This is a genomic window from Algoriphagus aestuariicola (assembly GCF_017254835.1).
GTDB classification, from domain to species: Bacteria; Bacteroidota; Bacteroidia; order Cytophagales; family Cyclobacteriaceae; genus Algoriphagus; species Algoriphagus aestuariicola.
In genome coordinates, this window is the sequence record NZ_JAFKCW010000002.1 from 689,609 (window position 1) to 711,096 (window position 21,488).

The following is a 21,488-nucleotide window of genomic DNA, read 5'->3' on the forward strand; positions in this document are numbered from 1 at the left end:
AAAATCATGAAATTTCTACTGCTGATGCTGCTGGCTTCCGGGCTGGCCCTATACTCTTGTGCCCAAAAAGACATGGCTTCAAAGATCCAGAACATAGATTATTTACTAACCCGCCAGGAAGGTATGAACAAGTTTAACGGTACCGTTTTGGTAGCCCAAAAGGGTCAGATTCTGCTTAAGAAAGGTTATGGCTACGCTGACTTTGAGAATAAGAAATCGAATGATTCCAGCGGCATTTTTCAGATCTATTCCATCACCAAGACTTTTACGTCTTCGATGGTCTTTATTCTGATCGAACAGGGGAAATTATCACTGGATGATCGCCTGAGCAAATTTTACCCCTCCTTTCCCAATGGGGATAACATCACCATCGAACACCTACTTACCCACACTTCCGGTATCAATGATACTACCGATGATCCCAATGCCCAGGAGACCGAAGCCTATCGGGTGGAGCGATTTGGGAAAAACCCAGTGAATTTTGCACCAGGTGAAGGCTGGTCCTATTGCAACGGGGGGTATCAATTGCTCGGATATATCATTGCGAAGGTCACCGGGATGAGTTACGAGGAAGCCGTTAGAAAACACATCTTCAATCCACTGGGGATGTCAGCCAGCGGATTTGATTTCAAGAATTTGCCGAGCCCTGAAAAGGTATCCGCATATCATATCTTCACCGACGACCGGAAAGAAAAAGCCGTCTTATACGACTCAACGGGCCCATATGCTGCCGGATCGATCTATTCGACTGTCGGCGACCTGTACAAATATTACAGGGGTATTAGGTCATCTCAGCTTATCAGCAAAACTTCACAGGATATAGCCTTCAGCCCCAGCAAGACAAACAAAGGATATGGTTACGGCTGGCAGCTGAGACAGGACTCTCTCAAAAGAAAGGTGATTTCCCACAGTGGTGGGGCGGCAGGTTTCAGGAGCAATTTTGCCATGATCCCCAAAGACGATATCTGCGTCATCGTCTTAAACAACCATGAAAATGCCAATACGGATTTCCTCACCGGAAGGATCATTGACATCCTGGACGGCAAGGTTTTCGAACCGATCAGCGAGGTGAAGCTGACAGATGCCGATTTGAAGAAATTTGTCGGTGCATTTTCAGTTCAGGAGCCGCAGATGATGATCTATACTTCTATAGTAGACGGCAGGCTGGCGGTAGAAGTGTCAGGGCAGGGAAAGCAAACCGTCCTTTCTACGGGTGAGACCGTCTTTTTCCATGAAGAAGCCAATGCGATTCTGGAATTTTCCTCGGACGAAAATGGCGTCTTTTCCGAGATCACCATCAATCTGGGATCCCGAAAGATGCTCGCAAAAAGGATAGAATCGTCATGGGGTCTGCTGGGAAGTGCGACAAAGAAGGGATGGGTTGATGACTTGCCAGACCTCAAATTTTCCGAAGACAGTGTCAGAAAAGGGCTGTGGGTATTGAAAAAAATTGCTCTCAAGAAGGGAGAAATCAAATTCAGGCTAAACAATGACTGGAATATCAACTACGGCGACACCAAAGGTGACGGCCTGTTGGACATGCATGGAGAAAACATCAAGATAGAAGCCGGCGTCTATGACCTCATCCTTGACCTGACGGACGAGTCAAACCCCCGCTATAATTTGCTAAAAACAGCCTCCGTCCAATAGATCCAGCCCCGTGGGACATGTTTGGAATTGGAGTGGGGAGTTTGAAATCACCAGCGGTGCTGCCACGGATACTTCGACGTATCCCGGCAAGCTCAACAACCGAGCTCCGTACATGTGGCGGGATATTGGAGGGGCTGGGTAAAGTCAGAAAGCTTAAGCGAGAAAGCTGAAAACTCGGAAAGATGGAGAACAGGAATTAGGAGATTTCGGACTTCGGATGCTTCTACCGGTTCAGCGCAGGTTGCTGATTTCCGGTGCTTTAATCTTTTTAAGTGCAAGTGTGGGAATTGGGAACACGATCTCACCGGAAATCTCCCTTTGACCCTGAAGCGATAGTCCCGGTGAACGGAGTGATTTCGGGAGGGGTCCAACCGTGAATAGCCCTGGGTATAAAGTGGTAAAATGATTTCAACCTTGGCCCACAGGTATCATGGGTAACGAGAAGTCGATGCCAAGGTACCGAGATGGAATATTTGGAGCTAGAGGGCTTTGGCTAAGGGCTTTCAAAGAGGCCTTGGGAACCTTCATCGCAGTTTTTCAATGTCCTTTTTTCTTACTGAAAAAGAACGCTCCTGAAAGCTTTCGAAACAAGACGTTCCCAGCCCTGTAAGCTGGCCTCCCGATATGCTGCGCTATCGGGACAGGTTCTCGCTCGATAAGTCCACCGGGCTAATCCTTCAAGCTCGGTTGCTTCGCACCTACCCTGCTCAGTTTTGGCTGGAACCATTTTCCGAGGCCGTAGCCTCGCTTCGGTTGACGTGAAACTTCATCCCGTTTTCGTTGCGAATGTACAGGGTGCGCGTAGGGAAAGCGATAGATATGCCCCGATCACCCAACTGCTCGTAGATCTGCAGGTTGATTTCTTGCTGGACGTCCATGTAGGTATTGTATTCGGCATTTTCCACGAAATACACGATCTCGAAATCCAGGCTGGAGTCCCCAAAAGCCTTGAAGTGGGCCCGATCAAAGGTGACGTCCTTTTGGGAGGACACGATCTCCCGAAGAAGTGAAGGAATGGCCCTGAGATCCTCGGGGGAAGTCTCGTAGGTAACCCCAACCCCAAAGACGATCCTACGCCTCTGCATCTTCTTGTAGTTGTGGATGCGCGAACTCGTAAGGTCACTGTTGGAAAAGACCAGCTGCTCGCCTGAGAGGGTTGCGATCCGCGTGGTCTTGATGCCGATCTTCTCGACGATGCCGTTTTTATCCCCCACGACCAAAAAATCCCCTACCTCAAATGGTCGGTCGAAGAAGATCACAAAGTAGTTGAACAAGTCACCGATAATGTTTTGCGCAGCCAAGGCGATAGCGATACCCCCTATCCCCATCCCGGCGATGATTGCCGTGACATCGTATCCGAGGTTGCCAAACATGAAGACCAAGCCTATGATCCAGATCACGATATTGACGATCAATATGATCCCGCCCATCTGCTTGACTTTCTCGGCTCCACCCTCCTGCCGGCTTATGTAAGTGCGCAGTAGCATCAGGATCACACTGGACACCAGCCTGATCGCATAGTAGGTCAGCACGACGACAAAGACCACTTCCAGAATGTTGGCAAGGCGCTCCGGCCAGACTAGGGTTTTCAGCGCGGCGTAGACGATTACAAAGTCCACCATCGGTACGAGAAACTTGCTGACCGTCTCGACAGCAAAGTCGTCATAGGCATTGTCAGTAGAAGCGACCCAGGCATGGACACGTTTGAGGACAAATCTTTTGAAGGCTGCTACCAGCAGCAGGCCGAACAAAATAACACCCAAGACGATAAGGTAGGACTGGACACTGTTTCCAAAGTACTCTTGTTCCAATAGTGATTCCATGAGTTTTATAGGTTTAGTGGCAAAAGAAAACTTCTGGTGGCGCGAGCGCCAAACCAGCTAAAAAGGCCGATTTGAGATTATATTGGTGACACTTTCCACGCGTACCCTTTTTGGCAAAGGGAAAGTGTCCACGATGCAGAACCTGTACGGGCAGGTCTAAACAGTGCGTAGCACATAATTAAGTAAGGGGTTTTCTCCGCCAATTGTTCCGATAATCCCCGAAAAATTGAACTTTTATCCAGGTATCGACTCAATGGTGCGTGGACGGATTGCTGAGAAGCGGGAAAAAGGGAGGTTTTGGGTGAGGACTTGAGAGCCTTGACAGCTATTTTCAAATCCTTATAAACTAACTATTCGGGGCAGTCATTGACGCAAATGGGCCAATCCCGCTGGGATCGGGACAAGACGTCCAACCGGTCTATTTCTTCTTTTGGCTTTTTCCGGTTTGAAAGGACCGGAAAACATTGAAACCAAAATGGATATCCCCGTCAAAGAAATCTCCCTGGACTGGAGGTAAAAAGGCCGAAGGGGTCATGGCCGCGGTATTGGTGAAATGGAGTTGGAAAATATGTCCTCCGGTATCGATCTCCACGCCCAGCCCCAGGGAATTTTGTCCCTCCAGTTGATCCTGACTGCTGTAATAATATTCTCCGGTGATCCCCACCCGCTTGGACACCATCACCCGTCCTCCGACTCCAAGCAGCCAAAGGGTGTTGGGAACATCCTCGGTAGGCACCAGATTCCGGTGGAGCACTGAGGGCATCAACTGGAGGGAAACAGTAGGACTCAGCTTTCGGGCGATCAAAAGCTGATTCACAAAGGAAAGCCTCCTTTGGAAATTCATGGGTAGCTCCGGGCGTTTGAGGGAGTTGACGGAGAAATCGAAAACCCAGGCGAGTGTCAGGGGAAATCCGTTCTTCTTCTGGTCCAGAAAGCGGTATTTCAGGTAGCTGTCGTACACTTTGTTCAGTGAGTTGCGGCCAAAGCCCATGGAAATCCGATCTGTAAAAGCGTATTCCAAACCCAGACGCACATTGGAATCATCCAGACCAAACAAGTTGTAAGCCCCGGAATTCAACCTGCCAAACCTATGTGAAATCAGCACGTCCAAATTGCCCTGGCCCCTGGTTTCCACCGATTGTCCGTTGATAATCCGCGTACCCTTAAAAATGGATCCTACAGGTTCTGGCTTGCCGTCGGGTTCTTTGAGCTGATCCAATAGATCTTGGGCATTCAGGGTGAAGGACAGGATGCTGAAGAAAAAACAAAGACAAACTCTGATCATGTGGCTTAGAGGTTAAATTCAAACTTGACGGTGACTTCCACCACTTCCGCTATGTTTTGAAACAGGATGGAAGGGATCTCAATCCCATAGTCCTCCAGTCGGACCTTGAATACAGATTCCATCGAGAGTTTATTTCCCTCCTGCCGGATAGTTCCGGGAAGACTTACCTGCCGCCTGACACCATGGATTTGCAATTCCCCTATTGCCTGCGCCTGTCCCATGCCTTCTCCAGGTTTATAGCCTACAATTTTTCCCACAAAGGTGGCCTCCGGAAAGCGGTCCGTTTCCATGTAGTTTTCATTGAAATGCTGACTCATCAGGGATTTTCGAAACACAAATTCACTGATAGGAACAAGAAATGCCACTTCGACACTGCCGGGATCAAACATACCGACCGCCTTGTCATTGGTAGCCGTGATATCCTCGATGGGGGCAGAGCTGAAGAAGCGTACATATCCATTAGCGGACCGGATCTGCTGAGCCACCGCTATCCCGGAATACGTGAGCAGAAACAGAAACAGGATTAACCTTTTCATCTGATTGTAATTTTATTTTTATCTGCCACTCCTGTTTGCTAATGACAAGGGGGACATGCCTTTCCCAGAAAGCAGTCCGGGACAAGCCTGAGAGTTTTAGTAATGCTCGATTCCATGTGTTGATTATTGATTTTTAGCTGCCACATGGACTGCCTAGATAGTCTTTCTCTAAATGAGAAATTTTCCAGCGGGCAATTGGTTTTTCAATTGTCTTTGGCGCCGTTTTGCACCCAACAGGCTATGGTTTCTTTCTGCTGATTTGTGAGGGAAAAGCCCGAACCTGCCAGTGGCATGAACCCACTCTGGGTATTGGTTCTGATGAGGGCGGCATTTTGGATAATGTTTGCCCTTACCGTGAAATCCACCCGCCCCGTGCCGGCAACATGGCATCCGGACACCGCACAGTTTTGTTGGATAATCGGCAGCACATCCTGGGTCAGGGAGATATTCTTGCTTTCGCAATCCTGAGTAGGTGGAGGGGGTTGGGGAAGTGTGTCCTCACTTTCAGAGGAGCAGGCAATGAAGACTGCAAGGGCAATGGTCAATGCCAAAGCGCCTGTCCAGGAGATTGGATTACTGTTTTTTGAAGTGTTCATAGCGGATTGGTTTGTTTTGATTGGGACAATATTTTTCATCCACACCCAAATCGCAGGTGTGCCGGGGATTCGCTTTTATAGATGGGATCTGGATTTTAGTGGCCTGGATAAAATTTGAGGCCTAGAAATATTCCGGTGCTTTTGAGTGAAATATTACCTTCTCCGATACCGTCGACAGGAACTTTGAAATAAGGTTCCACCTGAATGGAAAGCCGGTCTGCGAGTTTGCGCTCGTAGCCCAAGCTCAGATTTACAATTCCGAAGGGGTGTTGATTTTCCCCTTTTTTCTCAAGGGTGTAGGTATAGTCATATCCCGTTCCCGGGTCTTTGTAAGAAATCTCATAGGTCTCAGAGAGCATCAGGTAGCTGGAGAGACCCATGCCCACAAATGCCCTTTGGACCCGACCCTCAAGCGGGTAAAACCGAAGATTGAGCGGGATATCGAGGATTGCGCAATCTCCAATGACCCCATTCACCTGCTCTCCGTAGCTTACTTCGAAAGGCCCTTCCGATTCATAGGGCTTATGGGAATAGAACAGGCCCGAATTGATGCTGAATCGCGGAGAAAGGAAGTACTCCACACCCAATCCAACGGCCTGGCCCGCTTTGCCCATTTGGTTGAGTTTGACTCCGCTCAAATCAGGAGCAAGCTGTGCGGATAGATTTAGCCTTCCCGCAAACCACTTTTTGACCTTGCTGTTTCCAGGCATCATGCCATCCATTTTTGAGACGGATCCTACCTCTACCCCTTTTGAACTGAATTCAGGGGCTGACAGAAGGAAACTATCCGACCTCGAAATCAAGTGAGTAAACTGAAAGTCCCGGCTTCGATCATTTGAAGCTACGCTACGCGCACTTACTTCTTCGGAAAGGAAAATGGGAGAATGCTGGAGACGCCCACTTCTTATTTGAACAGTCCGATTGGATGAGGTATTCCCTTCAAAGTCGAGTATAGCTGCAGCAGAATTCAAAGAGCTCGGACCGCTTTCAGAGTCTGATTTCCCTGTTTTTTCTTGCTTGTCGTCAAGGGAGATTTCAGGCTCAGCTACGTTTTCCTCAACCGGCACGAGAGGTTCAGGATCTCCGGACTTGAGCTCCAAAAGCGTCTTTCCTCCCATAAAGAGTCCCAAGAGCAATACCGTTCCAAGGCCGATCCATCGGGCTTTGGACCATTTGCCCAAGACGAGGGGTTTCTCCGGACCAGCCAACCGAGCTTTCATCTTCCCCCAGTCCTCCTCTCTGAAAGGGATTTCAGGGGATTCGCTGAGATTCCTGATGAAATCGTCGAATTCCTTATCATCCATATCGGAAAATTTCCTGCTCATGACTTTTTGGATTTAACATTTCTCTCAGCTTGATTCTCGCCCTTGCTAGGTTGGATTTGGAAGTCCCGATCTGAATCCCGAGCATTTCGGCGATTTCCTCATGGCCAAAGCCCTCGATTACAAATAGGTTGAATACGGTACGGTAGGCATCCGGAAGTTTTTGAATTGCCCGGATCAGGTCTGCATATTCGAGTTCGCCCAGCACACCGGGGCTGGGGTCCTGAGAATCCACGGGATATTCAGGTCCCGGATCTACAATACCTTTTTGGTGCTTTTTATAGTGATTGATACACAGATTGATCAGCGTTCGTCTAAACCAAGGTTTAAATGGCCTATCCTGATCAAATTGTTCAAAGTGGGTAAAGACCGTCATAAACCCGTCGTGAAGAATTTCGACCGCTTCTTCCCGTCTGTCGGTATAGCGAAGGCATATACTCATCCCATAACTGTAAAATCGCTTATACAGTACCTCCTGGCTTTTGGGATCCCCATCTGCCAGTCCTTGCAAGATTTCCTTTTCAGTAGCTTCTGATTTCACAATGCCGGTGTTGCATTAGACCGTACAAGGATTATTAGGATGAGGTTGCGTGGGGATTGAAATAAAGATTTTTTTGTTGATCCTCAGCAGGTTTAGCTGATTATTCTTTGTGCGCCAAAGCCTCGCCAACGATCCTGCCCCGATAAAAATCGGGAAAGAAGCAGGTAAACAGACGAACTCACCTTGGTAATAAAGTTCCGGAGGAGCGACATCTTTGTAGCTTGGTGTGTCAACCCCAGGTGAAAAGTGGGTAAGGCAATCCACCTCGGCGCAGTAACAGCAGGGGGAATCCGAACGATGATGCCGAGGTATGGAAACGGATTAGGGAAGTTTCTTGATGATGGCATCATCCAACAAGTCATCTTGCAACGAAATAATGCTTGAGCCTAAGCCTTACAATATGGTCGGTTGTGATTCCGTCCCCCTCAAGGGTATTTCTGGATTCCTGTAGTGTGTATATGACTTCCCCACGGAAACGAGCGTTGAATCGATATCCCATTCCACCCCTCAGCTTATACCGGTTGGCAAACCTCTCCATCACATTTTGATCCGTTACAATAAACCCCTCCGCATCCAGGATTGAGTACAGCAACTTATCCCCGGCGGACATGGAGCTTTTGTTGATCGGAACGATCGTCTCCGCCCGAATCCTCGCACGATGGCTGGTTTCCCAGGTATCGATTTCCCTGTCCAGTTGATTTCGCTGTTCCAAACGCAAAAGCAACCTCAACCATATCCTGTGACTTGGCGTAAAGTGAACCCTTGCGCCAAGCATTTCGCGTACCTCGAAGGTGGTCAATGATTCATTTTGGACGGTGCTGCCGACCAGCACCGCCCCCATGAGATCAAGATGCGGAGAAACGGACCACTCGGGTGTGGCCTGAAACTCTAGGGAACGCCACTTTGGCGATTCCAATACGGTACTGTATGTCCCGGCCAGTTCCAGATTATACTTTTTGGCAAAGGGAATATTGAACATGTACTCGTTCCAAAGCTGCATGCTTGACTCCTGCCCCTTGGCGGAAATGGACAAGAGAACAAAAAAGGTTGCAAGGATATTCCTGTGAAGCATTGGCTAAGGGTATACTTTCGGCTTTGCAGGGGCTTGGGACTGCGGCAGACAGGAAGCGGGAATTCTTGGCATATTCGTCCCCAAGCGCAATGGGCAATCTGGAAAAAAGCTTTTATCGCTTCAATGCTTGAGCATTTTGGCACTGATGGAAAAAAGCAGAACCGATGCCGGTATGATCAGCATGGTCCAGTCGAGCGGTCCTGCCGCTCGCAACACATGCGTCCCGAATGTGATCAGCAGGGTTAGCAAGATGGCATTCCAGGTCAGGGATTTCAATTGGAAGAAATCATCGATCTTGAGCCATGGCAACACGATCTTGTCGACTCCGCTGAATTGGGGATAAAACAACTTCATGAATCCTATCGAAAGGATCAGAAACACCAGCGAAACCAAAAACAAGTCGAGCGACTCCACGATTTCCAGTCCCGGCTTGCCTGATATCCCCTCGGAAAAGAGGATGGAATACGCATGAAAGGTCTTGTAAACTCCGACACTGGCAGTGAAGAGGAAATTTGCAAACATGGTAGCGGAGACAATCAAAACCGCAAGTTGGAGAATCCTATTCATAGCCAAATCCCGAATATTGTAATGTCTGTGTCCCAATCCTCAATGCTCTCCAGTCAAGCTCCTGCTCAATAGCGAGTCATAATGACCCTGGTGGTCAAATACGTCATTCGCTTTGGCGTACTGCATCCAGTCCATGATCAATGAATCCCTTATGGAAGGAAACTGCCCCGACAGGTCATTGGCTTCACCGGGGTCCTTTTCCAAGTCGTAAAGCTGCCACTCTCCGGTGCTGAAGGGTTGCGGCAACCTCAAAATCTTCCACTTGCCCTTGATATAGGCTTTGCGCTCAAAGAGCTCCCAGCCCATGCCCTCCTCAGAAGAGTGGACTTGCTGTGCCGCTCCTGTCAGTACGGGCAACAGGGATTTTCCCAGCGGCTTTCTTAGCTCCTTCCCCTTAAACTGCTGAGGGTAGGAAATACCGGAAAGCTCCAAGACGGTAGGCATCAGGTCGGTAACGTGTACGAAGCTGCGGTTCCACTGTCCCTGATTCGGCATTGCCTGTGGCAACTTGACCATCAGCGGGGCTTTGATACCGCCCTCGGAGGTAAAGCTCTTGAACAGCCGGAAGGGTGCGGAGGAGGCTTGTGCCCAGCCCGGCCCCATTTCCACAAATGAGTTGGGTAAACCGCGGTTGCCCAGCGAATTGTCAAATCCGCCTAAATACACGCCGTCGTCATTCCCGGGATAGGTAGTCGCCATGACCCCGTTGGGTCCGTTGTCGGACATGAAGACAATGAGGGTATTGTCATACAGCCCTTCTTGTTTCAAATGGTCAAGCAGACGCCCAATGCTCATGTCGAGGTATTCCACCATGGCGGCGTATACTTCCATATCCCTGGCAAATTCCTCCCTCTGCGAAGAAGTCAATGTTGACCAGGAGGGGATACCATTTGGGGCGAAGGAGTTTACTTCCTCGGAGACAAGGCCGAGGGCTTTCAGATTATCCAGGCGGATCGTACGCAGGGAATCCCAACCCATATCAAACTTGCCTTTGTACTTGTCGATGTATTCCTTGGGTGCTTGTAGCGGATCGTGTGGCGCGGTATAGGATGCGTAGATGAAGAAGGGCTTTTGATCTGCCTTGTGCTTGTCGATGTAGTGGATCAGCGTATCGGTGTAATTTTTGGAAGAATAGAAATCAGCGGGAAGCACGCCTACTTTCTCCCCGTTTCGCCGATAATCCATCACCTGGGGTGGTGACAAAGGTTTTTGGTCGGCATAGTGACTTCCCCCACCTTGTAGGAGCGTGAAGGACTCTTCAAATCCGCGGTCAAAAGGAGTCTGGCCCTCATCGTCTCCGAGATGCCATTTGCCTGCCATGTAGGTATGATAGCCATTTGCGCCCAAGATTTCCGGAATCGTAACAACCTGGTCGATTAGATGGCCGGAATAGCCCGGGAGATTAGCCACGGCCGGGTAGCTCACTTCGCTCATAATTCCCACACCAGCCACATGGTTGTCCTGTCCGGTGAGCAAGGATGATCGGGTAGGCGAACAGGTGGGCAAAACATGGAAATTCGAAAATAGTATTGCCTCCCTGCTAAACTGGCTCAAAAAGGGTGTATGGATATCGCCCCCAAACGGAGCGATATCAGAATATCCCAAATCGTCCGCCACAATCAGCAGGATGTTAGGCCTTTGCGGGGAAGCCTCACGTGCTTCCTCGGGGCTACAGGCCATTGATACTGCGAGAATAATGAGGTATAAGTTTTTCATCGTTGGTTGCATATCATTTTTATGCATGGGTTTACTTCACTCGGATGGAGTAATCTTGGTTTTTGGAGTCAATCGTCATCTTTTGGCCAGGCAAATTCAAGGTAGAGGAGGACATGTGGTTGGTACCGCCGCTGAAGTTCTCAAAGTTTAGTTTCCCTTCCACCTTGTAGTTGTCCAACAAGCTCGTAAATTCTTTGTAGGTGAAGAGATAGCTTTGAGGGTCTATGCGTACGAGCAAGCGGTCTCCATCTACATGGACGTTGTCGGCGACGGCTTCGATGAGCCCATCTTTTTCAGTTACCGTTGCCTTGTCAAAAAAGTCAAGCAGTTCGCCTTTGGTCATAAAAATGTATTCTAGGGCCAACTTAAGGGCCTTGTCGATGTATTCGAGCTTGGTTTCCGCGGCATTGGCTTGGGCTCTTCCCCTCAGTCCGGGTTTCTTCTCCAGGGATGTTTCGGAGTCGACTACTTTAGTCTGCAATTTTCCCTCGGAGGAATAGCTGAATTCGGTGACCGTGGTCAATTTCAATTGGCTTTCTACAAACACATCCGACCTTCTCTTCCAGACATACTCCCTTAACTTGAGCTGGCTGGCCTCGTCTGCTTTCGAGATATCGAGCGAAAGCTTCTCTTTGTCGATTTGGGCTCTCGACTGCGAAATGGAGATCAGTAATAGGGATAGAATAAGGATGGTTTTTACTTTTTTCATGGACATGCTTTAATTCATTTTTTCAGTTTATTTCCGTGATTGTCCCGCAAGTGCCTGCCCCTTTCCCAATTTGGGTCTGATGGATCTCCTTTCCGAATGGCTGGGCAAATGGTCGAACCCAACAGGTCCATCCACAGGTAAATTCGGAATTGAAGTGCTCAGCCTAATCCGGGTGATCTTGGTATCTGAGTCCGAAAATTGTCTTTCTCGGATGTTAATTTCGGGAGACCGTCATTTTACATTTGATAAGTAGGACGAAACTATAGATTTGCAGAATCCCGTTACAATCGATCCGGTTAATTAACAGTAAAATGGAACTGAGCGCCATCGTCAGAAAAGAGGAAATATTTGATCAGCTGAACAGGATTCTATTATCTCCTGCTTTTGCAAATTCGATGATATTGTCGGGGTTTCTAAGGTTTATCGTGGAGGAGACCTTGGAAGGCAGAGCGGGTATGCTGAAAGAATATACCGTCGGAACCCAGGTCTTGTCAAAGAAGGCCAGTTACGACCCTCAGGCTGATGCGTCGGTTCGAATCCACGCGGGAAGGCTTAGAAAAGCGCTGGTTGACTATTACAAAGGGCCAGGAAGCGGGGATGCTATATTTATATCAGTGCCAAAAGGGACCTACGTGCCGGGTTTTGAGTCAATCTCCCCCAAAACAAACGGCACTGCGATCCAACCTGAAATGGGCATCTACAAACCTAAGTTGGCGGTAATCCCTTTCCATTGTCCAGAAGAAAAGCAGCTGCAAGTCTTGGCCGATGGGCTTTGTGACCAGATCTGTACGGAGCTCACAAACTTCAGCGAACTGGCCGTGGTGTCTTATTATACTTCAAGAAAAGTAAGCTCGCAGGAAGTCGATCCAAGGAAAGCCGGTTTTCTGGTGGATGCCTCGTATCTGCTGACAGGAAGTATACAATCCAGCAGGGATCAGGTGAGAATCCGTGTCCAGCTCAGTCGGAGCGATAACCAGCATCAAATTTGGGCCTGCTCCTATGAAAGGGAAAAATCCGCAATGGATGATTTTTCGATCCAGGACGACATCGTGAAGCATGTCGTCAATCAAATTGGGGGCAGCCATGGAATTATCTTCAGGGAAGCAGCCAAACCCACTCCAATGAAGCATCCGCTGGATGTGAAGGTATATGACGCTGTTTTTTGGTACTACCAACTGCTCAACGATATCAATGAGGACATCTTTGAGAAAGGACTGGAGGTCATGAAGCACACCGTTCATCGACATCCCAACTATGCCTTGGGCTGGGCAATTCTTGGAGAGACCTATGTAGCTGGATTTTTCTATGGATTTACCTGTAATGCGGAAGACCCTCTGGCTGAGGCAATCAAGTGTGGGCGAAAGGCACTTGCCATGGATCCCCATTGCCAGCATACCTATCAAACCCTATGTCTGGGCTACGTTTTCCAACACAAGTGGAAGGAGTGTCTACAGACGATCGACCAATGGGAGAAATTAAAATCGAAGTCGATGGGAGTCGCGGGAGGATTGGGGTTTTGCCTGGTCTGTGCTGGAGAGTATGACCGTGGCTACTCGCTTCTCACTGAGTCAATCCAGCTAAACCCCTATTATCCCTGGTGGTTTAACGCGGGCTTAAGCCTATACTATTTCCAAAGATATGAATATGCGGATGCTGTCTATTGGGCGGAGAAAATCCAAAGACAGAGCTTAGTATGGGATTCCATTCTGAAAGCTGCCGCCTATGCCGAAATGGAAGATATCGCTGCGGCGCAAGTGTTGACCAAAGAGCTAATCGGGATTGTTCCCGATCTATCCAGTTCACTGGCCCACATTCTCGGGTCCTTTCTTCATTCCAAGGAGCTGATAAACCGATTGTTGCTAGCCCTCCGAAAGACTGGCCTAGAGACCAGTAATTGAGGCGGGTTCCTTTTTTAAGCTATGGGGTTTCTTGGGGAAGGGGCTGGCTGGGAATCTAAAGGTACCAGAAGTCTCATCTTTGCCTTGTTATTTTTTTGGGCAAAATGCACCCCAAGAACTCAACTGTTCTCTTTTTGAAGAAGCGATAAATCGCAACGAAAAAATAACTGAAACAGAATTGGAGGAAGGTGGCAGAGGAATCCTCCAAAAGGCTTACGAGTACTGAACTAGATGAAAAAAGCTCCGGAGGAGCGAATTTTTTTTAGCTTGGGGGAAAAGCTGGATTTTTTGAGAGAAAGTCAAAAGGCAGAGTTCACCCTGTCGGAATACACCCCACACATTGTCGTTTTCTGACCATGTCTCTTTTGCTATTCAGGAATAACTTGGGATGAACAAAAAAAACTTGCATGGAAGGATTCAACCCACTTGTGATTCAGTTTGACCTCCACCAAAGGCTGTTCAACAACGTTTTGGATGGGTATTCAGATGAGGAGACCAATAGCCGCCTTGAAGGTTTTCCCCAAGTCAACCACGTCAAATATCTGGCAGGACATCTGCTCAACTCCCAGTATGGCATCGCCATGATCGCCGGATTGAAACCGGAAGTCAGATGGAACGAGCTTTTTGCCGTGATGGGAATGTCCAAGGCAAAGGACCACATCGACTACCCCAGTATTGAGGAGATCATCGGGGAGTGGAACAAGCTTTATATCCCTACAAGGGAAGGGCTCTTGAGACTTACCGCAGATCAGCTCCGTGGCAAGGCGCCGCAACCCTTTGATACAGTCTCTGATTCACTGGGCGAGCTGTGGGCTTTTGTCAGCCATCATCAAGCCTATCACATAGGCCAAATCGGAATGCTGAGGCGGGCACTGGGCAAAAGCGCGATGAGCTACTCCTGAATAAGGTCTCCCAAAACCAAATGACCTTCCAGCTTGTGAAATATCAAATCAAACATCAAAAACTATGGAGAACTGGGCAATTCCGAAGATCGTAAGCCGTTCGCAATGGCTGGATGAGAGAAAATCTCTTCTGGAAAAGGAGAAGGCTGCAACCAAGCTGCTAGACGCCACCCGTGCCGCGCGGCGAAGGATGCCCATGGTGAAGGTGGAGAAGGAATACCTTTTTGAGGGTCCAGAGGGCGAGCTATCGCTTTTGGAGATGTTCAAGGGACGAAGGCAACTTATCGTACACCACTTCATGTACTTCGACGACACATCCAAGTTTTGCCCGGGATGCTCCTTGGAAGCCAGCCAAAACTACAGCCTCATACTCCAGGAGAAACTCCACAAAAAAAGCGTGACGCTAGCGGCCGTCAGCCGTGCACCTCTAAAGAGAATAGAAGAGGAAAAAGCAAAAAACCACTGGGACTTTCCCTTCTACTCTTCCCAAAAAAGTGATTTCAACTATGACTTCCAGGCTACCGTGGATCCCAAAAGAAACATGGAGTACAACTACCAAGGAATCGAGCTGAAATCTCTAAAAGACTATGCTGGCGACCTTCCCGCCAAAAGCGTCTTTCTCCGCGTTGCAGACAAAGTCTATCATACCTACTCTGCGTTCGCCAGAGGAACAGAAATGGTGGCCACACATTTCAACTATCTGGATATGACTCCCTATGGACGGCAGGAATCTTGGGAAGATTCCCCGGAGGGCTGGCCACAAAACCAATACTATGGATAGTCAAATCTAAGGTAGGGATCAAATCGGATCGGCTTTTGAAATTTGAAATTACCACCGGCCAGATTTCCATTCCCATTAAAAAACTCAAAAGCTGCATCCCGATTGCTGATCGTGCACACCGTGTTTTTTTAAAGCGCTTTACCCGGCGTTTGCATGCGTAGTCTCTTCACCCCTATCGACCCCTTGAAGGATCTAGCCATCCCTCTGGCTACCTGCTAGCTAGCCCATTCAATAGGCACACAATGAACTTACTTTCTATTCCGGTGTTTTTTTGAGGTGTCACGCGTTGCTTTGGGACGGCGAGTCCAAAAAGGACGCTGTGGCACTATCGAAACAAAACGAGAGGAGAGAGTATGAAAAAAATAGGTTTTTTGTCATTTGGCCACTGGGCTGACCACCCATCCTACGATACTAAAACCGCCGGCGACACGCTGCTGCAATCCATAGATTTGGCGGTGGCCGCGGAGGAGATTGGCATGGACGGGGCTTATTTCCGGGTTCACCATTTTGCCCGGCAACTAGCCTCCCCCTTTCCGCTGTTATCCGCCATTGGCGCCAAGACCAGCAAGATCGAGATCGGTACCGGAGTGATTGACATGCGGTATGAGAATCCCCATTATATGGTAGAGGATGCCAGCGCAGCCGACCTGATCTCCGGTGGCCGTTTGCAGCTGGGAATCAGCAGGGGATCGCCCGAGCAGGTGATCGATGGCTGGAGGCACTTCGGCTATGAGCCTGACCCGGGAGAAAGCGACGCCGATATGGGGCGCAAAAAGGGTCAGCGTTTTTTTGAATTGCTGAAGGGAGAAGGCTTTGCCAAACCGAACCCCAATCCGATGTTTCCCAACCCTCCCGGCCTATTGCGGCTGGAGCCCTTTTCCCAAGGGCTGCGTGAGCGGATCTGGTGGGGTTCCGGCTCCGATGCCACGGCGATTTGGGCGGGAAAGATGGGGATGAACCTCCAGAGTTCCACGCTGAAATTCGACGAAAGCGGCAAGCCTTTTCACATTCAACAGGCCGAGCAAATACGCCTGTTCAAAAAGGCATGGAAAGAGGCCGGGCACGCCCGAGAACCGAGGGTGTCGGTGAGTCGGTCCATTTTTGCGCTGGTGAATGACGAAGATCGCTATCTCTTTGGCCGTGAAGCAGACAGAAGAGACAAAGTAGGATTTATTGAAAACGAGCGACGGGCCATATTCGGCAGGAGTTATGCCGCGGAACCCGACCAGTTGATCCGGGAATTGGCACAGGACGAAGCTATAAAAGAGGCGGACACCCTGCTGCTCACCATACCCAATACGTTGGGAGTATCCTACAATATCCACGTCCTTTCCTCCATACTGGAGCATGTAGCCCCCGGCTTAGGCTGGAGGTAAGCGATTGGATAGCGAAAAAGTATGCCAGGAGGCGGGCTGAGATCGGCCCGCCTCTTTTGACTATTCAATCTCATAGCTGAGGTGATTTTCCCTATTTTAGGGCACTGCGCCACAATGACCCTGTTTTCTCCGAAACCATGAGAGCATTAACAGAAAAAGAAGCATGGGCTTTTTCTTGTAGGAAAACGCTTTAAAACCAAGATCAGCTAGCCGAATGGCTACATTCATTTTCTCCGGACTAGAAATAAATCAAGTTTGGGACAACAGAAGTGGCTTGGTTTGGTTTTGGGAGAAGCCAATTAACCAAGACATCAAACCTGAAAAAAGGCCATGGCGCAAAGGGATCTATTGACTTTTAACTCCAAAGGCATTTATTGCCCCCAGGCACAGGTGTACCTAGACCCTTGGAAACCCGTACACCGGGCGATTATCACTCATGGGCATTCGGACCATGCACGATTTGGGCACCGACACTACCTGACCCACCATTCCAACGTCCCTATTTTGCGGCATCGACTCGGCGACATCCAAGTCCAAGGCGTAGCTTGGGGGGAGGTTTTCCGAATCAACGGCGTGAATTTTAGCCTTCATCCAGCGGGGCATATCCTGGGCTCCTCCCAGGTACGGGTAGAATACCAAGGCGAGGTTTGGGTTTTTACTGGAGACTACAAGGATGAGGACGATGGAGTCTGTACACCTTATGTGCCCATTCGGTGCCATACGATGATCACCGAATGTACCTTTGGAATACCGGCGTTCAAGTGGAAGCCCCAGCAGCAGGTCTTTGGGGAAATCAACTCCTGGTGGCAGCAAAATCAGGCTGAGGGAAAAACCTCGGTGCTTTTTGGATACACACTGGGTAAGGCCCAGCGCATCCTTCGATACCTCGACCCTTCGATCGGTCGGATCTACACGCATGGAGCGGTGGAGAATATGACCGAGGTGCTGAGACCGCAGGTCAAGCTGCCCCCTACCCTTATGGTCACTCGGGAGACGCTTACCGCCGATATCCGCGGCAGCATGGTCGTCGCCCCTCCCAGCGCACACGGCTCCCCGTGGATGCGGAGGTTTGTGCCCTTTGAGACGGGGACATGCAGCGGGTGGATGGCTTTCCGGGGAGCTCGGGCGAGACGCTCCACCGACAGGGGATATGTGCTGTCGGACCACTGCGACTGGCTGGGACTGCTCCGCAGTATCCGGGAGAGCGGAGCCAGCCGGGTGATCTGTACCCACGGCTACACGGATATCTTCAGCAAGTATCTCCGGGAACTCGGCTATGATGCCAGCGTGGAAAACACCGACTACGAGGGAGAAAAAGAGGATCTAAACAGCGCCAGCGCGGCGGAATCCACATGAAAGACTTCGCAGCGCTGATCGAGCAACTGGACAGCACGACCAAAACCAACCAAAAGGTCGCTGCGTTGGCAGCCTATTTTGTAGAGGCCAGTGACCTGGACCGCCTCTGGACCGTCGCGATACTTTCCCACCGCAGGCCTCCCCGACCAGTAAACACGACCTTGCTCCGACAGTATGCAGCCGAACTTGCCGGCATTCCACTTTGGCTCTTTGAAGAAAGCTACCACATCGTGGGTGACCTAGCCGAAGCCATTGCCTTGATCGTACCCCAAGATGAGCTACTCAGCAAGAAACAGCTGTGGGAAATCTTAGTTGAACTGATTGACTTAAAGCCCAAGACTGAAGAAGAGAAAAAAGCCTATGTGCAGGGCATATGGATGCAGCTGGACTACTATTCCCGATATGTTTTTACCAAACTGCTCACGGGTTCCTTCCGGATAGGCATCAGCCAAAAACTGATGACCAAGGCACTTTCCCAGGTCACCCAAGTGCCGGAGGACGAGCTGGCGTACCGACTGATGGGCCATTGGAGTCCGGACAGCATAACCTTTGACGAACTGGTTTTCGGCAGAAATGAGCAGGCCTATGTCTCAAAGCCTTATCCATTCTATCTAGCCTATGCCCTGGAAACAGATCTGGAAGAACTGGGAGATGTCTCCGAATGGTGCATAGAGCACAAGTGGGACGGCATCCGCGGTCAGGTCATCCACCGCCGAGGAGAGCTCTTCATCTGGACACGAGGTGAAGAGTTGGTGACGGATAGGTATCCGGAAATCGCATCCTTGGGTACCGCTCTTCCTGGTGGGACAGTCATCGATGGTGAGATCATGGCCTTTGTCGGCGGGCAAATCGGCTTGTTCAACGAGCTGCAGACCCGCATCGGCAGGAAGACGGTCAGCGGAAATATACTCAAGACGGTGCCGGTCATCTTCAAAGCCTACGACCTGCTCGAGCATAGTGGAAAAGATTTGAGAGGCGAGGATTACCTCACTCGAAGAGCGTTGCTGGAAGATTTGGTCAAATCCCTTCGCCACCCGAGCCTACAGCTTTCAGAGCGAGTCGAGCCTGCATCTTGGGATGAAGTCAGGGCTGAGCGGGATCTGGCTAGGGAAAAACGAAGCGAAGGCCTAATGCTGAAGCGAAAATCTGCCACCTATAAAGTGGGACGCAAGAAGGGCGACTGGTGGAAATGGAAGACATCTCCCCTGACCATCGACGCCGTCTTGACTTATGCCATGCGCGGCCATGGTCGACGGACTAATCTCTTTACCGATTATACGTTTGCACTCTGGCAGGAAAACGAACTAGGCGATCGGGAGCTCGTTACTTTCGCAAAGGCCTATTCCGGGTTGACGGACAGGGAATTTGCACAGGTAGATGCCATCATCAAGAGAACTACGCTCGAACGCTTCGGTCCAGTGCGCAGCGTGGAACCTACCTTGGTATTCGAGCTGGCATTTGAAGGTGTTGCCTTTTCCAAACGCCATAAGAGCGGCGTGGCAGTGAGGTTTCCTAGAATCTTGAGGTGGAGACAGGATAAAACCATCTCGGAGGCCAATACCCTGGAGGATCTAAAGGCACTCATTCCCAAAGGAACCGGTGCGGATGAAGAGTAGCAGGAGTGGCTGTCTTCCAAGAATGACAATTTAGTGTCCCATTTGGCCTTATTTCTTCTTGACTTCCCTCATCAAATCTTCGAGATAGTCGATCTGGACCTCCTCAATTTCCGGTAGTCGGTTGTTTTGGTGGACGAGAAGATGGTCCATTTTCTCTCCCAAAAGCTTAACCTCAAGCTCAGCTCTCTCCATAGAACAATGGACAGATTTGAAAATATGCCTATTCATACGGAAGGCTGTACGGGTCGAAATACGTTTCACCATGCTTATGCTCTTAGCCTCACTTTGTACTTCGGTTTTCATTCACGTCACCATCGATTCCAACAAAATTGCCTTTGCCTCCATAGGATAATATTTTTTTAACCCAAGAGCCTGAGGATTTTCATAAATTCCAACTTGAAATCCAGAGCGCAATTGACGCTTTCAGTCTGTCCACCCTGATCAAGCGATAAGCCATGAAATATGCCATCCCCACCCTCAGCCTTCTTGTTTTTGGTCTGTTTTCCTGCTCTTCCTCCAAGGAGTGGTATAAAGGCAACCTGCACACCCACTCCTATTGGAGCGATGGGGACAACTATCCGGAGATGATCATGGATTGGTATAAGACCCAAGGCTATGATTTTGCGGTACTCTCTGACCACAACATCCTGCAAACCGGAGAAAAGTGGAAGCTTCTTCCAAAAGCGCCCATGCATGAGATAGCCTTTGAAAATTACCTCGAAAAATACGGGAAAGACTGGGTGGAGTCCCGTACCGACTCGGCGGGGAGGATTGAAGTTCGGCTGAAAACGCTGGAGGAATATCGTCCGCTGTTTGAGGAGAAGGGAAAATTTCTGATCATCCGCTCCGAGGAGGTCTCGGCAAGGTTTGAGCAGAAGCCCCTCCACATGAACGTCACGAATATCCAAGAATACATCGAGCCGGCAACGGGAAATTCCGTGACAGAGGTCTTGCAGAAGAATCTGGATTTGGTCAAAAAACAGCGGGAGGACACGGGGCACCCCATGTTTTTGCACATCAACCATCCAAATTTCGTCTGGGCTATCACCCCTGAGGACATAATGGCCCTGACTGGAGAGCGGTTCTTTGAGGTGTACAATGGCCATCCGGAGGTGCATAACTATGGTGACAGCCTCCGTCCGAGCATGGAGGCGCTTTGGGACCGGGTGCAGGTGGCCTACCTGCAAGCGGGCAAGCCTCTACTCTACGGCCTGGCCGTGGATGATGCCCACAATTACCACATATTTGGGGAAAAGCAAAGCAATCCCGGCAGAGGTTGGGTGGAAGTACGGGCCAAATCTCTGAGTCCGGAGGATCTGATCGAATCCATGGAGACCGGGGATTTTTACGCCAGTACGGGTGTTATGCTGGAGGAATTGGACTTTGACGGAGATAGACTGAGCCTTTCGGTTAAAGCCGAGGAGGGGATCAGCTACACCATCCGATTTTTTGGAACCAAAAAATCCAACCCGGAAGCTGCGGGAATTCTGTTAGAGGAAGAGGCGGGCACCAAGGCAAGTTATGCCTTGACTGCGGACGACCTCTATGTGCGCGCCAAGGTGACTTCAACCAAATCCAAGGAGAACCCATACCGTCCGGGGGACATGGAAGAAGCTTGGATTCAACCGGTGGTGAAAAAGTAGGTTTTTGAGGAAATGGAAATCTGGCGAGCTGGAATTCATAGAATTTATGGAGTTCCATTCGAGCTCCAATGTCCCGGCAAATCTGATAATTCAATCGTG

At 49.7% G+C, this 21,488-nt stretch carries 19 protein-coding genes; 8 read left to right on the plus strand and 11 right to left on the minus strand.

The genetic code is table 11. From position 1 onward, the window contains the following. Positions 1-6 precede the first annotated feature (6 nt). Positions 7-1,650, plus strand: a complete 1,644-nt coding sequence (locus tag J0A67_RS10110) for a serine hydrolase (protein ID WP_206569188.1) — start codon at positions 7-9, stop codon at positions 1,648-1,650. 707 nt (positions 1,651-2,357) lie between these two features. On the opposite strand, the gene J0A67_RS10115 is transcribed toward J0A67_RS10110, so the two are convergent. From J0A67_RS10115 to J0A67_RS10160, 10 genes are all read right to left on the minus strand, one after another. Then, a complete protein-coding gene (locus J0A67_RS10115; protein ID WP_206569189.1) occupies positions 2,358-3,473 on the minus strand; it encodes a mechanosensitive ion channel family protein in 1,116 nt (371 codons plus the stop codon). A gap of 418 nt (positions 3,474-3,891) precedes the next feature. Next, positions 3,892-4,758, minus strand: coding sequence for a DUF5777 family beta-barrel protein (locus J0A67_RS10120; RefSeq protein ID WP_206569190.1), 867 nt, complete (start codon positions 4,756-4,758; stop codon positions 3,892-3,894). A gap of 5 nt (positions 4,759-4,763) precedes the next feature. Then, complete coding sequence (locus J0A67_RS10125; protein ID WP_206569191.1) at positions 4,764-5,294, minus strand: YceI family protein; 531 nt, start codon at positions 5,292-5,294, stop codon at positions 4,764-4,766. A gap of 203 nt (positions 5,295-5,497) precedes the next feature. After that, positions 5,498-5,890, minus strand: coding sequence for a 2-polyprenyl-6-methoxyphenol hydroxylase (locus J0A67_RS10130; protein ID WP_206569192.1), 393 nt, complete (start codon positions 5,888-5,890; stop codon positions 5,498-5,500). Between the two features lie 95 nt (positions 5,891-5,985). After that, positions 5,986-7,215, minus strand: coding sequence for a putative outer membrane beta-barrel protein (locus J0A67_RS10135; protein ID WP_206569193.1), 1,230 nt, complete (start codon positions 7,213-7,215; stop codon positions 5,986-5,988). Beyond that, positions 7,187-7,753, minus strand: coding sequence for an RNA polymerase sigma factor (locus tag J0A67_RS10140; RefSeq protein WP_206569194.1), 567 nt, complete (start codon positions 7,751-7,753; stop codon positions 7,187-7,189). The genes J0A67_RS10135 and J0A67_RS10140 overlap by 29 nt, the downstream gene beginning before the upstream one ends. A gap of 358 nt (positions 7,754-8,111) precedes the next feature. Then, on the minus strand, positions 8,112-8,825 hold the full coding sequence (locus J0A67_RS10145) for a DUF2490 domain-containing protein (protein ID WP_206569195.1): 714 nt from the start codon (positions 8,823-8,825) through the stop codon (positions 8,112-8,114). Positions 8,826-8,945: 120 nt separating this feature from the next. After that, positions 8,946-9,392 (minus strand): YqhA family protein, encoded by a 447-nt coding sequence (locus tag J0A67_RS10150; RefSeq protein ID WP_206569196.1) that lies wholly within the window; start codon positions 9,390-9,392, stop codon positions 8,946-8,948. A gap of 39 nt (positions 9,393-9,431) precedes the next feature. Beyond that, on the minus strand, positions 9,432-11,108 hold the full coding sequence (locus J0A67_RS10155) for an arylsulfatase (protein WP_206569197.1): 1,677 nt from the start codon (positions 11,106-11,108) through the stop codon (positions 9,432-9,434). Positions 11,109-11,139: 31 nt separating this feature from the next. Then, complete coding sequence (locus J0A67_RS10160; RefSeq protein WP_206569198.1) at positions 11,140-11,817, minus strand: hypothetical protein; 678 nt, start codon at positions 11,815-11,817, stop codon at positions 11,140-11,142. Between the two features lie 311 nt (positions 11,818-12,128). Here J0A67_RS10160 and J0A67_RS10165 point away from each other — a divergent pair, with 311 nt between their 5' ends. The 6 genes from J0A67_RS10165 to J0A67_RS10190 all read left to right on the plus strand — a co-directional run bounded on the left by J0A67_RS10165 (position 12,129) and on the right by J0A67_RS10190 (position 19,746). Further along, the gene (locus J0A67_RS10165; RefSeq protein WP_206569199.1) at positions 12,129-13,715 is read left to right on the plus strand and encodes a tetratricopeptide repeat protein; all 1,587 of its coding nucleotides are present in this window, start codon (positions 12,129-12,131) and stop codon (positions 13,713-13,715) included. A 407-nt stretch (positions 13,716-14,122) separates the two neighbouring features. Further along, the gene (locus tag J0A67_RS10170; RefSeq protein WP_206569200.1) at positions 14,123-14,617 is read left to right on the plus strand and encodes a DinB family protein; all 495 of its coding nucleotides are present in this window, start codon (positions 14,123-14,125) and stop codon (positions 14,615-14,617) included. 64 nt (positions 14,618-14,681) lie between these two features. Then, a complete protein-coding gene (locus J0A67_RS10175; protein WP_206569201.1) occupies positions 14,682-15,398 on the plus strand; it encodes a DUF899 domain-containing protein in 717 nt (238 codons plus the stop codon). Positions 15,399-15,751: 353 nt separating this feature from the next. Beyond that, on the plus strand, positions 15,752-16,774 hold the full coding sequence (locus J0A67_RS10180) for an LLM class flavin-dependent oxidoreductase (RefSeq protein WP_206569202.1): 1,023 nt from the start codon (positions 15,752-15,754) through the stop codon (positions 16,772-16,774). 330 nt (positions 16,775-17,104) lie between these two features. After that, a complete protein-coding gene (locus tag J0A67_RS10185) occupies positions 17,105-18,130 on the plus strand; it encodes a ligase-associated DNA damage response exonuclease (RefSeq protein WP_206569203.1) in 1,026 nt (341 codons plus the stop codon). Next, positions 18,127-19,746: an ATP-dependent DNA ligase gene (locus J0A67_RS10190; RefSeq protein ID WP_206569204.1), complete on the plus strand. Its 1,620-nt coding sequence runs from the start codon at positions 18,127-18,129 to the stop codon at positions 19,744-19,746. Before J0A67_RS10185 ends, J0A67_RS10190 begins: the two co-directional genes overlap by 4 nt. Positions 19,747-19,794: 48 nt before the next feature. Here the strand turns inward: J0A67_RS10190 and J0A67_RS10195 are convergent, their stop codons facing one another. Further along, positions 19,795-19,938 (minus strand): hypothetical protein, encoded by a 144-nt coding sequence (locus J0A67_RS10195; protein WP_206569205.1) that lies wholly within the window; start codon positions 19,936-19,938, stop codon positions 19,795-19,797. A gap of 263 nt (positions 19,939-20,201) precedes the next feature. Between J0A67_RS10195 and J0A67_RS10200 the strand changes: the two genes are divergently transcribed. After that, the gene (locus J0A67_RS10200) at positions 20,202-21,389 is read left to right on the plus strand and encodes a CehA/McbA family metallohydrolase domain-containing protein (protein WP_206569206.1); all 1,188 of its coding nucleotides are present in this window, start codon (positions 20,202-20,204) and stop codon (positions 21,387-21,389) included. Positions 21,390-21,488 lie beyond the last annotated feature (99 nt).

Excerpts from the sequence above, each read along its gene's own strand:
- J0A67_RS10150 (WP_206569196.1), bottom strand. The coding sequence starts at position 9,392 with ATGAATAGGATTCTCCAACTTGCGGTTTTGATTGTCTCCGCTACCATG.
- J0A67_RS10195 (WP_206569205.1), bottom strand. The coding sequence starts at position 19,938 with ATGGAGAGAGCTGAGCTTGAGGTTAAGCTTTTGGGAGAGAAAATGGAC.
- J0A67_RS10145 (WP_206569195.1), bottom strand. The coding sequence starts at position 8,825 with ATGCTTCACAGGAATATCCTTGCAACCTTTTTTGTTCTCTTGTCCATT.
- J0A67_RS10110 (WP_206569188.1), top strand. The coding sequence starts at position 7 with ATGAAATTTCTACTGCTGATGCTGCTGGCTTCCGGGCTGGCCCTATAC.
- J0A67_RS10170 (WP_206569200.1), top strand. The coding sequence starts at position 14,123 with ATGGAAGGATTCAACCCACTTGTGATTCAGTTTGACCTCCACCAAAGG.
- J0A67_RS10190 (WP_206569204.1), top strand. The coding sequence starts at position 18,127 with ATGAAAGACTTCGCAGCGCTGATCGAGCAACTGGACAGCACGACCAAA.
- J0A67_RS10120 (WP_206569190.1), bottom strand. The coding sequence starts at position 4,758 with ATGATCAGAGTTTGTCTTTGTTTTTTCTTCAGCATCCTGTCCTTCACC.
- J0A67_RS10155 (WP_206569197.1), bottom strand. The coding sequence starts at position 11,108 with ATGAAAAACTTATACCTCATTATTCTCGCAGTATCAATGGCCTGTAGC.
- J0A67_RS10175 (WP_206569201.1), top strand. The coding sequence starts at position 14,682 with ATGGAGAACTGGGCAATTCCGAAGATCGTAAGCCGTTCGCAATGGCTG.
- J0A67_RS10180 (WP_206569202.1), top strand. The coding sequence starts at position 15,752 with ATGAAAAAAATAGGTTTTTTGTCATTTGGCCACTGGGCTGACCACCCA.
- J0A67_RS10130 (WP_206569192.1), bottom strand. The coding sequence starts at position 5,890 with ATGAACACTTCAAAAAACAGTAATCCAATCTCCTGGACAGGCGCTTTG.
- J0A67_RS10125 (WP_206569191.1), bottom strand. The coding sequence starts at position 5,294 with ATGAAAAGGTTAATCCTGTTTCTGTTTCTGCTCACGTATTCCGGGATA.
- J0A67_RS10115 (WP_206569189.1), bottom strand. The coding sequence starts at position 3,473 with ATGGAATCACTATTGGAACAAGAGTACTTTGGAAACAGTGTCCAGTCC.
- J0A67_RS10160 (WP_206569198.1), bottom strand. The coding sequence starts at position 11,817 with ATGAAAAAAGTAAAAACCATCCTTATTCTATCCCTATTACTGATCTCC.
- J0A67_RS10185 (WP_206569203.1), top strand. The coding sequence starts at position 17,105 with ATGGCGCAAAGGGATCTATTGACTTTTAACTCCAAAGGCATTTATTGC.
- J0A67_RS10135 (WP_206569193.1), bottom strand. The coding sequence starts at position 7,215 with ATGAGCAGGAAATTTTCCGATATGGATGATAAGGAATTCGACGATTTC.
- J0A67_RS10200 (WP_206569206.1), top strand. The coding sequence starts at position 20,202 with ATGAAATATGCCATCCCCACCCTCAGCCTTCTTGTTTTTGGTCTGTTT.
- J0A67_RS10165 (WP_206569199.1), top strand. The coding sequence starts at position 12,129 with ATGGAACTGAGCGCCATCGTCAGAAAAGAGGAAATATTTGATCAGCTG.